Source organism: Streptomyces sp. NPDC014733, assembly GCF_043083385.1.
In the GTDB taxonomy this organism is placed as follows: Bacteria; Actinomycetota; Actinomycetes; order Streptomycetales; family Streptomycetaceae; genus Streptomyces.
In genome coordinates this window covers 121,624-135,436 of record NZ_JBIBYO010000003.1, presented here as the reverse complement: position 1 = coordinate 135,436, position 13,813 = coordinate 121,624, and the positions used below count along the sequence as shown (strand labels likewise).

The 13,813-nt window shown below is 73.9% G+C and carries 13 protein-coding genes; 9 read left to right on the top strand and 4 right to left on the bottom strand.

The window, feature by feature from the left end; translation table 11 throughout:
• Positions 1 to 56 precede the first annotated feature (56 nt).
• Genes ACF1BH_RS08860 through ACF1BH_RS08845 form a run of 4 tightly spaced genes read left to right on the top strand, consistent with a single transcriptional unit; the run spans position 57 to position 2,311 of the window.
• Positions 57 to 947 carry a DMT family transporter gene (locus ACF1BH_RS08860; protein WP_391642186.1) on the top strand — a complete coding sequence of 297 codons (891 nt, stop codon included), beginning with the start codon at positions 57 to 59 and terminating at the stop codon, positions 945 to 947.
• 56 nt (positions 948 to 1,003) lie between these two features.
• The gene (locus ACF1BH_RS08855; protein ID WP_391641738.1) at positions 1,004 to 1,540 is read left to right on the top strand and encodes an NUDIX hydrolase; all 537 of its coding nucleotides are present in this window, start codon (positions 1,004 to 1,006) and stop codon (positions 1,538 to 1,540) included.
• Positions 1,541 to 1,577: 37 nt separating this feature from the next.
• Positions 1,578 to 1,970, top strand: a complete 393-nt coding sequence (locus tag ACF1BH_RS08850; RefSeq protein WP_391642185.1) for a YidH family protein — start codon at positions 1,578 to 1,580, stop codon at positions 1,968 to 1,970.
• 2 nt (positions 1,971 to 1,972) lie between these two features.
• On the top strand, positions 1,973 to 2,311 hold the full coding sequence (locus ACF1BH_RS08845) for a DUF202 domain-containing protein (RefSeq protein ID WP_391641737.1): 339 nt from the start codon (positions 1,973 to 1,975) through the stop codon (positions 2,309 to 2,311).
• A 472-nt stretch (positions 2,312 to 2,783) separates the two neighbouring features.
• Here the strand turns inward: ACF1BH_RS08845 and ACF1BH_RS08840 are convergent, their stop codons facing one another.
• Complete coding sequence (locus ACF1BH_RS08840) at positions 2,784 to 3,530, bottom strand: phosphotransferase family protein (protein WP_391641736.1); 747 nt, start codon at positions 3,528 to 3,530, stop codon at positions 2,784 to 2,786.
• A gap of 257 nt (positions 3,531 to 3,787) precedes the next feature.
• On the opposite strand from ACF1BH_RS08840, the gene ACF1BH_RS08835 reads away from it, so the two are divergent.
• The 3 genes from ACF1BH_RS08835 to ACF1BH_RS08825 all read left to right on the top strand — a co-directional run bounded on the left by ACF1BH_RS08835 (position 3,788) and on the right by ACF1BH_RS08825 (position 7,253).
• Complete coding sequence (locus ACF1BH_RS08835) at positions 3,788 to 4,729, top strand: MBL fold metallo-hydrolase (protein ID WP_391641735.1); 942 nt, start codon at positions 3,788 to 3,790, stop codon at positions 4,727 to 4,729.
• A gap of 242 nt (positions 4,730 to 4,971) precedes the next feature.
• Positions 4,972 to 6,024, top strand: a complete 1,053-nt coding sequence (locus ACF1BH_RS08830) for a phosphotransferase family protein (protein ID WP_391641734.1) — start codon at positions 4,972 to 4,974, stop codon at positions 6,022 to 6,024.
• 5 nt (positions 6,025 to 6,029) lie between these two features.
• Positions 6,030 to 7,253 (top strand): acyl-CoA dehydrogenase family protein, encoded by a 1,224-nt coding sequence (locus ACF1BH_RS08825; protein WP_391641733.1) that lies wholly within the window; start codon positions 6,030 to 6,032, stop codon positions 7,251 to 7,253.
• Between the two features lie 387 nt (positions 7,254 to 7,640).
• On the opposite strand, the gene ACF1BH_RS08820 is transcribed toward ACF1BH_RS08825, so the two are convergent.
• The 3 genes from ACF1BH_RS08820 to ACF1BH_RS08810 all read right to left on the bottom strand — a co-directional run bounded on the left by ACF1BH_RS08820 (position 7,641) and on the right by ACF1BH_RS08810 (position 10,922).
• Positions 7,641 to 8,237, bottom strand: a complete 597-nt coding sequence (locus tag ACF1BH_RS08820) for a TetR/AcrR family transcriptional regulator (RefSeq protein WP_391641732.1) — start codon at positions 8,235 to 8,237, stop codon at positions 7,641 to 7,643.
• A gap of 54 nt (positions 8,238 to 8,291) precedes the next feature.
• Complete coding sequence (locus ACF1BH_RS08815) at positions 8,292 to 9,965, bottom strand: class I adenylate-forming enzyme family protein (RefSeq protein WP_391641731.1); 1,674 nt, start codon at positions 9,963 to 9,965, stop codon at positions 8,292 to 8,294.
• Positions 9,966 to 10,154: 189 nt separating this feature from the next.
• Positions 10,155 to 10,922 (bottom strand): SDR family oxidoreductase, encoded by a 768-nt coding sequence (locus tag ACF1BH_RS08810; RefSeq protein WP_391641730.1) that lies wholly within the window; start codon positions 10,920 to 10,922, stop codon positions 10,155 to 10,157.
• A 169-nt stretch (positions 10,923 to 11,091) separates the two neighbouring features.
• Between ACF1BH_RS08810 and ACF1BH_RS08805 the strand changes: the two genes are divergently transcribed.
• On the top strand, positions 11,092 to 12,369 hold the full coding sequence (locus ACF1BH_RS08805; protein ID WP_391641729.1) for an exo-beta-N-acetylmuramidase NamZ domain-containing protein: 1,278 nt from the start codon (positions 11,092 to 11,094) through the stop codon (positions 12,367 to 12,369).
• 117 nt (positions 12,370 to 12,486) lie between these two features.
• Positions 12,487 to 13,800, top strand: a complete 1,314-nt coding sequence (locus ACF1BH_RS08800) for an MFS transporter (RefSeq protein ID WP_391642184.1) — start codon at positions 12,487 to 12,489, stop codon at positions 13,798 to 13,800.
• Positions 13,801 to 13,813 lie beyond the last annotated feature (13 nt).

Here is a 13,813-nt window from a genome sequence, read left to right as displayed (position 1 = left end):
TGGCTATCCTCGGCCTCACCTCCACTCCGCCCGATACGAGGTGTATGTCCGTGTCCGTGACCGTGATTCTGCTGGCCCTCGGTGCGGCCTGTTGCCTGGGCCTGGGGTTCGTCCTCCAGCAGGCGGCCGCACAGCACGCGCCGATGAAGGACTTCCTCTCGCTGCGGCTGCTGCTCGATCTGGCGCGGATGCCGCTCTGGCTCGCCGGTATCGGGCTGATGGTGTGCGGGATGGCGCTGGGCGCGGTCGCGCTGGGGATGGGCGACATCACGCTGGTCGAACCGTTGCTGGCGACCAATCTGCTGTTCGCGATGGTGCTGTCGCGGTGGCTGACCCGGCAGCGGCTGGGGCGCAGCGGATGGGCCGGACTGTGGCTGCTCGCCGGCGGGGTGACGGCGTTCATCGTGGCGGGGCAGCCGCACGGCGGGCGGGCGACCCCCGATCTGCTGCGGCAGTGGGTGATCATCGGCGTGGTCCTGGGCACGGCGCTGCTGCTGACGGCGGTCGCGAAGCGGATGTGGATGGCGCTGGAGGCGGCCCTGCTGGGCACCGCTGCGGGGTTGCTGTACGGGTTGCAGGACGCGCTGACTCGGATGAGCGGGGACCGGTTCAACACCGGCGGCTGGACGGCGGTGGCGACGAGCTGGCAGCCGTACGCGGTGGTGGCGCTCGGGGTGACGGCGCTGGTGCTGGTGCAGAGCGCGTTCGAGACGGCGCCGCTGCGGCTGTCGCTCCCGGCGCTGACGGCGGCGCAGCCGCTGGCCGGGATCGCGTGCGGCGTCGGGTTCCTCGGCGACCAGCTGCGGGTGACGCCGGGCGCGCTGGCCTGGCAGGCGGCCGGGATCGTGGCGATCGTGGTGGGGATCGTGCTGATCGGACGGCATCCGGCGATGCCGCCCGGCTCGGGGCCGCCGCACCCCCGGGCGCAGGCGCCGGCGCCGCGCTGAGGCGGGCGGCGGGGCCCGGCGTTCCGGCGGCGGGGCGCCGGTGATTGCATGGCGGCATGACCGATCAGCAACCGCTCGACGCGGACGAAGTGCTCGACATCGTCGATGAGCAGGACCGGGTGGTGGGCCAGGCGCCGCGCGGCGAGGCGTATGCCCGGGGCCTTCGGCACCGATGCACGTTCATCCTGGTCAGGGACGCCGAGGACCGGATCTTCATCCACCGCAGAACGGACCGGAAGCTGGTCTTCCCCGGGCATCACGACATGTTCGTCGGCGGGGTGGTCGGCGCCGGGGAGAGCTACGACGACGCGGCGCTGCGGGAGGCCGAGGAGGAGCTGGGCGTCCGGGGTCTCGACCGGCCCGAGCACCGTTTCTCGTTCCTCTACGAGGGGGACGGCGGCTCGTGGTGGTCGGCGGTGTACGAGGTGCGGTGCACGCTGCCGGTGGCGCCGCAGGAGTCGGAGGTGGCCTGGCACGCCTTCGTCACCGAGGAGGAGCTGGAGCGGCGGCTGACGGAGTGGGCGTGGACGCCGGACGGGGTGGCGGCGTACCGGCGGCTGCGGGAGTGGCGCGCCGGCGGGGCCCGCCGATGACGGCGGGGCGGGCCGGGGCGCGGCCGTGAGCGTCGATCTGCGGTCGGTGCGGGAGACGGTGCGGCTGTGGTGGTCGCCCGCCCGGATCGGCGAGGAGGGGCGGACGCCCGACTACCGCTTCTCGCTGGCGAACGAGCGGACGCTGCTGGCCTGGCTGCGGACCGGGCTCGCGCTGGTCGGCGGCGGTTTCGCGGTGGATCAGTTCCTGCCGCGGCTGCATCCGGGGCTGCGGACGGTCTTCACGGTGGCGCTGCTGGTGGCCGGGGCGCTGTGTGCGGTGCGGGCGGTGAACCACTGGGTGCGGTGCGAGCGGGCGATGCGGCGCGGTGAGGATCTGCCGGTGTCGCGGTTCCCGTCGCTGCTGGCGGTCTTCGTGGGACTGCTGGCCGCCGCGATGGTGGCGCTCGTCGCGATCGGCTGGACGCGCTGACCATGGGCACGGCACCGGAGGGGTCCGGGACGCGCGACCCCGGGTTGCAGCCGGAGCGCACCCGGCTGGCGTGGCGGCGGACCACGCTCTCCTGCACGGTCGTGGTGGTGCTGGCCGTGCGGCGGCTGACGCAGTCCGTGGCCCCGGGTGCGGTGACGGCCGGGGCGGTGGCGCTGACGGGGGTGGTGTGGCTGGTGTTCGGGCTGGTGGCACAGGGCCGGATGCGGGCGATGGCGGCGGGCCGCCCACCGGTGCTGGGGGCCCGCGGGGCGGGTCTCGCGGCGCTGTGCACGGTGGTGTTGGCGGTGTTGGGCGGGGTGGTCCTGGTGGGCGGGGGCTGAGGGGCGCGAGCCGCGGTGGCGGGCGGAGCTGCCTCAGCGGCGGGTCGGGCCACCTTCACGAGTCCTCACTGAAGGAGGTTTCCGGGCCTCCGGGCCTCCGGGCCTCCGGGCCTCCGGGCCTCCGGGCCTCCGGGGACGACGATCCGTCAGTTCTCGTTGGTGCCCGGTCGAAGGGGGCGGCAGCTGGGCAGGGCGGGGAAGACCGCTGCCGGACCGTGGGAGATCGGCGAGGAAGACCGCTACCGGGCCGCGAGATCGACAACGGGCCGTGGGCGGGGATCGAGCCGCTGCGGCCGGTCGTCCTGCGCCCCCCGCGGCGTCCAGCTCGTCGGCGTCCGGAAGGCCGCACAATGCTGGGCGGCACCCCGTCCGTGCTGGGCGCCATCCCGTCCGTGCCGTGTACCGGGGATCCGCCGGGAGTCTCTGCCCCAGGAGGGGGGCTTCGGCTCGGGGATGGCCTGCCGGTGCGGTCTCACATCCGGGATTTCAGCACGTCGACCTCGCAGCCCGGCGTGAACGGGTCGAAGCCGTGCTCGATCAGCCAGCGAACCGCCAGCAGGCTGCGCAGCGACCACCACGCGTGGATGACGTCGAGGTCGATGCCGGTGCCGTAGCCGGCGAGGACGTCGTCGAGGTGCTCCTCGTGTCCGAGGGTGAAGGTGGCGAGGTCGTACAGGGCATCGCCCCGGCCAGCCTCGGACCAGTCGATGATGCCCGTGACCTCGTCGTCGTCGACGAAGACGTGCGCGATCTGCAGGTCACCGTGTGTGAACGCCGGCGTCCACGGCCGGAGTGCGGCCTCGGCGACACGGCGGTTGCGGGTGACCAGGTCGGCGGGGAGGAGGCCGCGCGTCACGAGCAGCTCGCACTCGTCGTCGAGTTCCGCCGCCAGCTCGGCGGCGCTCCTGCCTGCCCGGCCGGGCCGGGGTGGCAGCGGCGCGTCGTGCAGCTTCCGGATGGCGGCGCCCGCCGCGGCCCACGCCGCCGGCGACCCGGTCGACGGCCCGCCGAGGCGCCCGAGCGTCGCCCCCGGGAGTGCGGCGAGCGCCAGCACGGGCGGCTTGCGCCACAGGACCTGCGGGGTCGGGACCGGCGCGAGGGACATCGCCTCGACCTCGGCGTCGATGCGCGCCTGATCGGCGTCCACCTTCAGGAACACCTCGCCGACGCGCAGGGTCGCGCGCTCGGAATGGGCTACGACGACTTCGACCTCATCCATGGGCGACCAGTATCCCGGGGGTGATCGCCGCTGTCGCCAGGTTTATCACCTGCGACGACGCAGGGCCCGGCCCGGCGCCGGCGGCCCCCGGCAACGCGCGCCGACCGTCCGTCGCCCCACGCGTCAGCACCACGCCACCGCCCCGCGCCCCGGCGGTACGGTGGCGCCGCCGCGCCGGGAGATGCCGTGGCCCGCCCGAGAGGTGCCGGGCCCGCACCGGGCGGCGACGTACCACCGCCACCCCGAGGAGCCTCCCCATGCCCCGACCCTCCGGACCCGCCTCCCCCGCCGCCCCCGACGAGCCGGGGCTGACCGAACTGAGCCCGGGCGTCTCGGCGTTCGTCCAGCCCGACGGCGGCTGGTGTCTGAACAACGCCGGGGTGGTGACCGACGGCGGGGCGACGCTGCTGGTGGACACGGCGGCGACCGAGCGGCGGGCGCGGCTGCTGGCGCGGCGGATCGCGGAGAGCGGGGCGCCCGCGCCGCGTACCGTCGTCAACACCCACCACCACGGCGACCACACCTACGGCAACGCCCTCTTCGCCCCGGCGGCCACCATCGTCGGGCACGCCGCCTGCCGTAGCGAACTCCTCGCCGCGGGGCACCAGTTGGAGGCGATGTGGCCGGACAACGACTTCGGCGACATCGTGCTGACGCCGCCGTCACTGACGTACACGGACGCGCTGACGCTGCACACCGGCGACATCGAGGCGCGGCTGATCCACCCGGGCGTCGCGCACACCCGGGGCGACACGGTGGTGTGGCTGCCGGAGCGGCGCACCGTCTTCACCGGGGACCTGATCTTCCACGGCGGTACACCGTTCCTGCTCATGGGCTCGCTGGCCGGGTCGCTGCGCGCGGTGGAGCTGCTGCGGTCGCTGGAGGCGACGACGGTGGTGCCGGGCCACGGGCCGGTGACCGGACCGGAGGTGTACGACACCGTCGAGGCGTATCTGCGGTACGTCGAGGAGCTGGCGCGGCGCAGCCACGCGGCGGGGCTGAGCCCGCTGGAGGCGGCCACCGGCGCCGATCTCGGGCCGTTCGCGGAGCTGGCCGAGAGTGAGCGGCTGGTGGCCAATCTGCACCGCGCCTACGCGGAGTTGGAAGGCGCCGAGCCCGGTGCGCCGCTGGATGTGCGGTCCGTGTTCGCCGACATGACCGCGTTGAACGGCGGGGTGCCGGTGGCCTGTCACGCCTGAGGGAACACGGCGCCGGGGGCGCGGGGCGGCCTGCCGCACTCCCGGCGCGCGCCGGTCCGCCGCGCGCCCTCTCGGACGACCGCCCCGGGGCCCCGTGACCCATCCCCCACGCCGGGGCACTGGACTCCATACCGACTAGTCGGCATGATCGTACGCGGGCGCCCGGAGACGACCCTCGGGCGCCCCGCGCCGCCGTCCCCGTACGGCGCCGACCGACCGTCCACTCCGCATGGAGGACCACGATGAGCAAGGGCACCCCTCCCCCACCGGGCACGGACCCGCAGGCGCCGCCCGGACTCGACCCGGAGGCGCTCCGCCGCCATCTGGAGCGCGAACGGCCGGGCCTGACGGCGGGCCCGCTGCGCGTCCGGCTGATCGAGGGCGGACGGTCCAACCTCACCTACCGCGTCACCGACGGCACGTCCTCCTGGGTGGTGCGCCGCCCGCCGCTCGGCCACGTCCTGGCCACCGCGCACGACATGGGCCGCGAACACCGGGTGATCAGCGCCCTGCACCCCACCCCGGTACCGGTGCCCGAGACACTGCTGCTGTGCGAGGACGAGTCCGTCATCGGGGCGCCGTTCTACGTGATGGAGCTGGTCGAGGGCGTGCCGTACCGGACCGCGGAGCAGCTGCGGCCGCTGGGCGCCGAGCGGACCCGGGCGGTGGTGCTGTCGCTCGTGGACACCCTCGTGGATCTGCACGCCGTCGACCCGGAGGCCGTCGGGCTGACCGGATTCGGCCGCCCGGACGGCTTCCTGGAGCGGCAACTACGGCGCTGGGGCAAGCAGCTGGCCGCCTCCCGGGGCCGCGACCTGCCGGGGATCGAGGCGCTCCGCGAGGGGCTGGGCCGGGCACTGCCCGCCTCGCCCGCGCCGTCCGTCGTCCACGGCGACTACCGCCTCGACAACGTCCTGATCGGTGCGGACGACGCCCCGACGGCCGTCCTCGACTGGGAGATGTCCACCCTCGGCGACCCGCTGACCGACCTCGGGCTGCTGGCCATGTACAGCTCCGACCTGGGGCTCGCCGAATCGCCGGTCTCCACCACGAGCGGCGCGCCCGGCCACCCGGGGCCGGACGAGCTGATCGCCCGCTACGCGGAGCGCTCCGGGCGGGACACCTCGGCGATCGCCTGGTACACCGCGTTCGCGTGGTTCAAACTCGCGGTGATCCTGGAGGGCATCCACTACCGGTACACGCTCGGGCAGACCGTCGGCGCCGGGTTCGACCGGATCGGCGAACTCGTGCCGGTCTTCATCCACCACGGACTCACCACCCTCAAGGAAGGCTGAGCACCATGGACTTCGCATTCGACGCCCGTACCGAGGAGCTGCGCGCGCGGCTGCTGGCCTTCATGGACGAGCATGTGCTGCCCGCGGAGGCCACGGCGGACGCACAGCGCGCCGCGCTGGACTCGCCGTGGCGGACGCCGCCGGTGGTGGAGGAGCTGAAGGCCGAGGCGCGGCGGCAGGGGCTGTGGAACCTCTTCCTGCCCGACGCGGAGCTGGGCGCCGGGCTGACCAACCTCCAGTACGCCCCGCTCGCCGAGATCACCGGCCGCAGCCCGCAGCTGGCGCCGACCGCGCTGAACTGCGCGGCGCCGGACACCGGCAACATGGAGGTGCTGGCGCAGTTCGGCAGCGCGGCGCAGCGCAAGGAGTGGCTGGAGCCGCTGCTCGCCGGGGAGATCCGTTCGGCGTTCGCGATGACCGAGCCGGACGTGGCGTCGTCGGACGCGACCAACATCGAGACCCGGATCGAGAAGGCCGCCGACGGCTCCGGCGACTACCTCATCAACGGCCGCAAGTGGTACATCTCCGGCGCGATGCACCCCGACTGCCGGATCTTCATCGTGATGGGCAAGACCGACCCGGACGGCGCGGACATCCGCCGCCAGCAGTCGATGGTGCTGGTCCCCCGCGACACCCCGGGCCTGACCGTCAAGCGGGCCATGCAGGTCTACGGCTACGAGGACCACTACCACGGCGGCCACGCCGAGGTCGTCTTCGAGAACGTCCGGGTGCCGGCGGCCAACCTCATCGGCGAGGAGGGCGGCGGCTTCGCCATCGCCCAGGCGCGGCTGGGCCCCGGCCGGATCCACCACTGCATGCGGCTGATCGGGATGGCGGAGCGCGCCATCGAGCTGATGTGCCGCCGCGCGGTGTCCCGGGAGGCGTTCGGCAAGCCGCTGGCCCAGCAGGGCGTGGTGCAGGAGTGGATCGCGGACGCGCGTGTCGCGGTGGAGCAGCTGCGGCTGCTGGTGCTGAAGACCGCCTGGCTGATGGACACCGTCGGCAACAAGGGTGCCCACACCGAGATCCAGGCCATCAAGATCGCCACCCCGCGCACCGTCGTCGACATCCTCGACAAGGCGGTCCAGCTGCACGGCGCGGGCGGCGTCAGCCAGGACTTCCCGCTGGCCGAACTGTGGGCGGCGGCCCGGACGCTGCGGCTGGCGGACGGCCCGGACGAGGTCCACCAGCGGTCGCTGGCGCGGCGGGAGCTGAAGCAGTACCGGTAGAGGGGGAACGCGCGGGGTCGCTGTCCGTACCGCCGGGAGTGGCGGTACGGATGGCGACCTGTAGGACGTGGGCGGTGCTCTGTGAGGCGTGGGCGGTACCCCGTAGGGAGTGGTCGAACGCCTCCCGTAGGGGTCGGGCGCGCCCCCTGCGGGGCCACAACGCGGGGCGGCGCGGCGATGTTCCCGGGGAGCGACCTGTAACGAGCAAGGCCCGGGGTGCGGCGCACGCCCGGCGAAGCAGCGGGCGCAGGCCCGGCCGAAGCCGCGGTGGCACGCCCGGCAAGGGGCAGCGCAGGCCCGGCCGAAGCCGCGGGGGCACGCCCGGCAAGGGGCAGCGCAGGCCCGGCCGAAGCCGCGGGCGCAGCCCCGCCGAGCCGGCGCTGCTTGCTACGGCCGGAGTGCCCGCAGCAGCAGTTCCGCCAGGTGCTCGGCAACCTCCTGCGGGGTGAGCGGTCCGTCCTCGCGGTACCAGGTGCCGAGGTGGTGGACGGAGCCGAAGTGGTAGTCCACGACGAGGTCGGCGGGGACGTCGGCGGCGAAGACGCCGCTGCGCTGGCCCTCCTCGATCAGGGCGCGGAACCGTTCGTGGTAGCGGCGGCGTTCGGCCCGTACCTGCTTGTCCTTCTCCGGGCCGAGGTGGTGCATCGACCGGAAGAAGATCTTGGTGTCGTCGAGGTTCTCGATGGTGGTGACGACGACGTCGGCGGCGGCGTCCCGCAGCCGCTGCTCCACCGGCGCATCGGCGTCCGCGAAGTGGTCCAGGCGCTCCTGCTGGAGGCGGAGCACCCGGCCGTAGACCTCGTGGAGCAGGTCCTCCTTGGAGCCGAAGTAGTGGTAGAGGGCGCCCTTGGTGACGCCCGCCGCGTCGACGATCTCCTGGACGGAGGTGCGGTCGTAGCCGCGCTCCGCGAAGAGGTGGGTGGCGGTGGCCAGCAGCCGCTGTGCCACCGGCTTCGTGCCGTCGCCGTCCTTCGTTGCGGCCATCGCCGTCACCTGTTCCTTCGTCGTTGCGCGGGTCGTTCGCGGGAGCCCGGCCGGTCAGCTGCCTTCGGGGCGGGTGCGGTCACGCAGCTCCCGCCGGAGGATCTTCCCACTCGTGGTCTTCGGCAGCTCGGTCAGGATCTCGACCTCCCGGGGACATTTGTACGCGGCGAGCCGCTCACGGCAGTGGCCGGACAGCTCGGCCGGGTCCGGGGCGGCGCCGGGCCGCAGGCTGACGTACGCCTTGACGGACTCGCCGCGGTAGGCGTCCGGGATGCCGACGACGGCCGCCTCGCGCACCGCCGGGTGGGTGTAGAGGACGTCCTCGACCTCGCGCGGCCAGACCTTGAAGCCGGAGGCGTTGATCATGTCCTTCTTACGGTCGACGACGTAGAGCCAGCCGTCGGCGTCCATGAAGCCGATGTCGCCGGTGCGCAGTTCACCGTCGGGTATCGCCTCCGCGGTCGCGTCGGGGCGCCGCCAGTAGCCGGGGACGACCTGCGGGCCGCGGGCCACGATCTCGCCGTGGGTGCCGAACGGTACGTCGGCGCCCGTCTCGTCGACGATCCGGACGACGGCGTCGGGGCCGGGCACGCCGACGGCGAGGGTGCCGGACTCCGGGTCGACGGGCGCCTCGCGGCCGGGCGGGACGGTGGCGAGGGTGGCGGTGGTCTCGGTCAGGCCGTAGCCGTTGTGGAGGTAGCAGCCGGATCCGGCGCGGAACGCCGCCACCAGGGCGGGCGGTACGGGCGCGCCCCCGGAGGCGATCATCGCGAAGGAGGCGAAGTGGTCGCGGGTCACGCCCGGGTGGGCCAGCAGCGCCATGAACGCGGTCGAGGGGCCGACGGTGAAGGCCGGGCGGTACTCCAGGAAGGCGTCCAGGACGACGCCCGCGTCGAAGCGGTAGGTGAGCGCGCAGATGCCGCGGTTGGCGAAGGCGCCGGCCAGTTCGCAGACCAGGCCGGTGATGTGGAAGAGCGGGGCGAGCGCGTAGTAGGTCGATCCGGCGGGCAGCGCCAGTCCGGTGCGCTGCCGCTCGACGTTGTAGGAGAGGTTTCCGTGGGTGTTGGTGGCGCCCTTGGGCGTGCCGCTGGTGCCGGAGGTGTAGCTGATCAGCGCGGTGTCGGTGGCGGCCGGTGGGGCGACGGCGGGGACCGGCGCGGCGGCGGTGTTGCGGGCGGCGGTCAGCAGGTCGTCGGCGCCGTCCCGGGGGCCGAGGCGTTCGGGGCGCAGCACCCGGGCGTCGTCGCGGGTCTGGAGCCCGGCCTCGCAGGCGGTCAGGGCGATCCGGACGGACGGCTGCCGGGCGGCGGTCTCGCGCAGGAACGCGTCCCAGGTGCGGTCGGCGCAGATGACGGCGGTGACCTCGGCGTCGGAGAGCACATGGGTCATCTCGCCGGCCTTGTACATGGGGTTGACGGGGACGACGACACCTCCGGCCTTCCAGACGCCGAGGAGGGCGAGGACGAAGTGCGGGGTGTTCTGCAGCATCACCACGGCGCGGTCGCCGGGGCGGAAGCCGCGGGCGGCGAGGTGGGCGGCGACGCCGTCGGAGAGCGCGTCGGTCTCGGCGTAGGTGAGGCGGGCGTCGAAGTAGGCGAGGGCGGTGCGGTCGGGGGCGTGGTGGACCGCGTCGCGGAAGGTGTGGAGCAGGGAGGCGGGCGGGTCGACGGGGACGCGCTGCGCCTCGGTGAGCTGCGCCAGCCACGGCTTGTCCTGGTAGGAGGTCATCGGGTGCGGCCCTTTCGTCCTGGTGCGGGGCCCGCCGCGGGTGGCCCGGGGCCGGTGGCGTACGGGGCCCGGCGGGTGCCGGATGCCGTGCGGGGAGGGCGGGGTGGTGGTCGGTCACCCCGGCGGGCCGTGCGGGGGGCGCGGCCCGTCGGCTGGGGCGCGCGGCAGGGGGCCGCGCGCCCGGGGCGGCTACCTGCCGTCCGTCTGTTCCAGCTTCTGCTGGAGGCGGTTCATGCTGCCGAGCCAGCGGTCGGGTTCGGTGGCGCGTGCGGTGTAGTACGCGGCGACCTCCGGGTGCGGCAGGACCAGGAAGCGGTTCTCGGCCATCGCGTCGAAGAGGGCGTCGGCGACGGCCTCGGGTTCGACGGCGGTGGGGGTGAGGACCAGTTCCCCGGCGGCGCCGGTCGCGGCGAGCATGTCGGTGCGGACACCCTGCGGGCAGATGGCGTGGACGGCGACGCCGCGGTGACGGTAGGTCAGCGACAGCCATTCGGCGAAGGCGTAGGCGCCGTGCTTGGTGACGCTGTAGGGCGCCGCCTCGATCATGGTGAGCAGTCCGGCGGCGGAGACGGTGGAGACGAAGCGGCCGTCGCCGCGTTCCAGCCAGCCGGGCAGCAGTTCCCGGGCGGCACGGACGTGTGCCATGACGTTGACGTCCCAGGCCAGTGCCCAGTCGTCCTCGGGCGCGCCGGGGCCGCCGCCGGTGCCGACGCCGGCGTTGGCGCAGAAGATGTCGATGTCGCCGCCGAGCGCCTCGCGGGCGGCGGGGACGACCGCGGAGGCGTCCCCGGGGACGGCGAGGGCGCCGAGCTCTCCGGCGGTCTGCTCCGCCTTGGCCGCGTCGAGGTCGTTGACGACCACCCGGGCGCCCTCGGCGGCGAAGCGGCGGGCCAGTGCGGCGCCGATACCTCCGCCCGCCCCGGTCACGACGACGGCCTTGTCCCGTACGGCTTCCACGCTGGCTCCCCAGGTCGTTCGGCACTTCCCTGGACGCAGACTAACCAGTCGGTATGTGGCAGCGGAAGAGCCGGACGCGCCATGTCCGGCGCGTTCCGCGGGGCGCGCGGCCGGGTTACGGTGCGCTCGGCACGGACCCTGTCCGCTCACCGCTCCCGGAGGGCTGCGCATGACCCTGTCCCGACGCCTGCTGCTCGGCCGGCTCGCCGCGACCGGCGCCGCCGGTGCGGCGCTCGCCGCCGCACCCGCCACCGCCGCCGCCGCACCGCCGGGCTCCCCGGCCCGCCGCCCGGTGCGCACCGGCTTCGACCGGCTCGCCGCCGACGGCTACCGCCTCTTCGACGGCCACTCCGTCGGCATCGTCACCAATCCCACCGGCGTCACCGCGGAGCTGCGCCACATCGTCGACGTGCTGCACGCCGACGCGCGGGTGCGGCTGCGTGCGGTGTTCGGCCCCGAACACGGCTTCCGCGGCACCGCGCAGGCCGGTGGTTCGGAGGGGCGGTACGACGATCCGGCGACCGGGCTGCCGGTGTACGACACGTACGGCAGGAGCGGCAAGGAGCTGGCGGACGTCTTCACCGCGTCCGGGGTGGACACCGTCGTCTTCGACATCCAGGACGTCGGCGCGCGGTTCTACACGTACATCTGGACGCTCTACGACTGCATGGTGGCCGCGGCGCTGGCGGGCAAGCGGTTCGTGGTGCTGGACCGGCCCAATCCGGTGACCGGGCGGGACGCCGCGGGTCCGGTGCTGGATCCGGCGTATGCGTCGTTCGTCGGCCGCAAACCGATCGCGCAGGCGCACGGGATGACGGTGACGGAGCTGGCGCGGCTGTTCAACGAGGAGTTCGTGGCCGCGGACGCGGGGCGCCGGGTGCGGCTGGAGACGGTCGCGATGTCCGGATGGCGGCGGGACGACTTCTTCGACGCGACCGGGCTGCCGTGGGTACCGCCGAGCCCGAACATGCCGACCCCGGACACCGCGCTGGTCTACGCCGGGACCTGCCTGTTCGAGGGCACCAACCTCTCCGAGGGGCGCGGCACCACCCGCCCGTTCGAGCTGCTGGGCGCGGAGGGCATCGACCGGCGCTGGGCCGCGGCGGCCGGTGAACTCGCCCTGCCCGGCGTGCACTTCCGGGAGGCGTACTTCGCGCCCGCGTTCTCGAAGTTCGAGGGGCGGACGGTCGGCGGGGTGCAGCTGCACGTGAGCGACCGGGCGGCGTTCGACCCGGTGCGCACCGGCATCGCACTGCTGGTGACGGCGAAGCAGGTGTGGGACGGCTTCGCGTGGCGGCCGGACCTCGGCATCGACCGGCTGACCGGTTCCGCGACCGTCCGCACGATGATCGACAAGGGCGCGGGGACGGAGGACGTCGTCGGCGCCTGGCAGCAGGAGCTGGCCCGTTTCCGGGCCGTGCGCCGCCGCTACCTGCGATATCCGTAGCGGCGCGGCCCGGAGACACAGCCCCGCATCCCATACTTCGAGACGCCGCATTCCATCTATTGACTACACGTCATGCCGGCCAAGAGCATGCGGCTCGTGCGAAGCGATACGAGACCAGTGAAGAACGGGCCGGAGACGGCGGACGCCGCGGCCACCCCGGAGGGCGGCGGGGAGAGCCTGCGCCGGGTGGCGGTGGCGTCCTTCATCGGCACGGCCATCGAGTTCTACGACTTCTACATCTACGGCACCGCCGCCGCCCTCGTCCTCAACGACGCCTTCTTCCCGGGACTCGACCCGGTGAACGCCACCCTCGCGTCGTTCTCCACCTACGCGGTGGCGTTCGCCGCCCGGCCCCTGGGCTCGCTGATCTTCGGGCACTTCGGCGACCGGATCGGCCGCAAGTCCGTCCTGGTGGCATCGCTGCTGATGATGGGCCTGTCGACGGCGTTCGTCGGTCTGCTGCCCGGCTACGCCACGCTCGGCATCTGGGCACCGCTGCTGCTGGTGCTGCTCCGCTTCGTGCAGGGCATCGGGCTGGGCGGCGAATGGGGCGGCGCGGCGCTGCTCGCCGTCGAGCACGCGCCGAAGCGGCGCCGCGGGCTGTACGCGGCGTTCCCGCAACTGGGTCCGTCCGTCGGGTTCTTCGCGGCGACCGGCGTGTTCTGGCTGCTGTCGGCGGTCCTGGACGACGCGGCGTTCCGGTCCTGGGGCTGGCGGGTGCCGTTCCTGCTGTCGTTCCTGCTGGTCGGCGTCGGGCTGTTCGTCCGGCTGAAGATCAGTGAGACGCCGGTCTTCGCGAAGGTGCGGGCGGCACAGGAGGCCGGGCGGGTCCCGGCGCTCGACGTCCTCCGGCGCCACCCCAAGGAGCTGCTGCTCGGCGCCGGCGGCATGATCATCGCGTACGGCCTCTTCTACACGGCGACGACCTACTGCCTCGCTTACACCACCGGCACCCTCGGCATCTCGCGGAACACGATGCTGGGTCTGTCGCTGGTCGCCTGTCTCTTCCTCGCCGCGGGGACGTGGCTGGCCGCGACCCGCTCGGACGGCGCCGGACGGCGCAAGCTCGTCCTCGCCGGCACCGGGCTGGCCGTGGTGTGGGGGCTGGTGCTCTTCCCCTTGCTGGACACCGGGCAGCCGGTGCTGATCGCCCTCGGCATCGGCGGCGCGCTGTTCTGCATGGGCGTGGTGTACGGGCCGATGGGCGCGTATCTGCCCGAGCTGTTCGGCGCCACCGTGCGGTACTCGGGCGCCTCGCTCGCCTACAACCTGGGCGGCGTGCTGGGCGGTGCGGTCTCCCCGCTGATCGCCACCCGCCTCCAGCCGGCGTTCGGCTCCGCGTCGGTGGGCTGGTACGTCAGCGCGACGGCCGTGGTCTCCCTGCTGTGTGTGCTGGCGCTGCCGGAGACCCGCAACCGCGACCTGGGCTGAGCCACACACGGCG

What these genes read in the sequence shown, in the direction of transcription:
- ACF1BH_RS08855 (WP_391641738.1), top strand. Translation starts at nt 1,004, where the DNA reads ATGACCGATCAGCAACCGCTCGACGCGGACGAAGTGCTCGACATCGTC.
- ACF1BH_RS08845 (WP_391641737.1), top strand. Translation starts at nt 1,973, where the DNA reads ATGGGCACGGCACCGGAGGGGTCCGGGACGCGCGACCCCGGGTTGCAG.
- ACF1BH_RS08840 (WP_391641736.1), bottom strand. Translation starts at nt 3,530, where the DNA reads ATGGATGAGGTCGAAGTCGTCGTAGCCCATTCCGAGCGCGCGACCCTG.
- ACF1BH_RS08835 (WP_391641735.1), top strand. Translation starts at nt 3,788, where the DNA reads ATGCCCCGACCCTCCGGACCCGCCTCCCCCGCCGCCCCCGACGAGCCG.
- ACF1BH_RS08830 (WP_391641734.1), top strand. Translation starts at nt 4,972, where the DNA reads ATGAGCAAGGGCACCCCTCCCCCACCGGGCACGGACCCGCAGGCGCCG.
- ACF1BH_RS08825 (WP_391641733.1), top strand. Translation starts at nt 6,030, where the DNA reads ATGGACTTCGCATTCGACGCCCGTACCGAGGAGCTGCGCGCGCGGCTG.
- ACF1BH_RS08820 (WP_391641732.1), bottom strand. Translation starts at nt 8,237, where the DNA reads ATGGCCGCAACGAAGGACGGCGACGGCACGAAGCCGGTGGCACAGCGG.
- ACF1BH_RS08815 (WP_391641731.1), bottom strand. Translation starts at nt 9,965, where the DNA reads ATGACCTCCTACCAGGACAAGCCGTGGCTGGCGCAGCTCACCGAGGCG.
- ACF1BH_RS08805 (WP_391641729.1), top strand. Translation starts at nt 11,092, where the DNA reads ATGACCCTGTCCCGACGCCTGCTGCTCGGCCGGCTCGCCGCGACCGGC.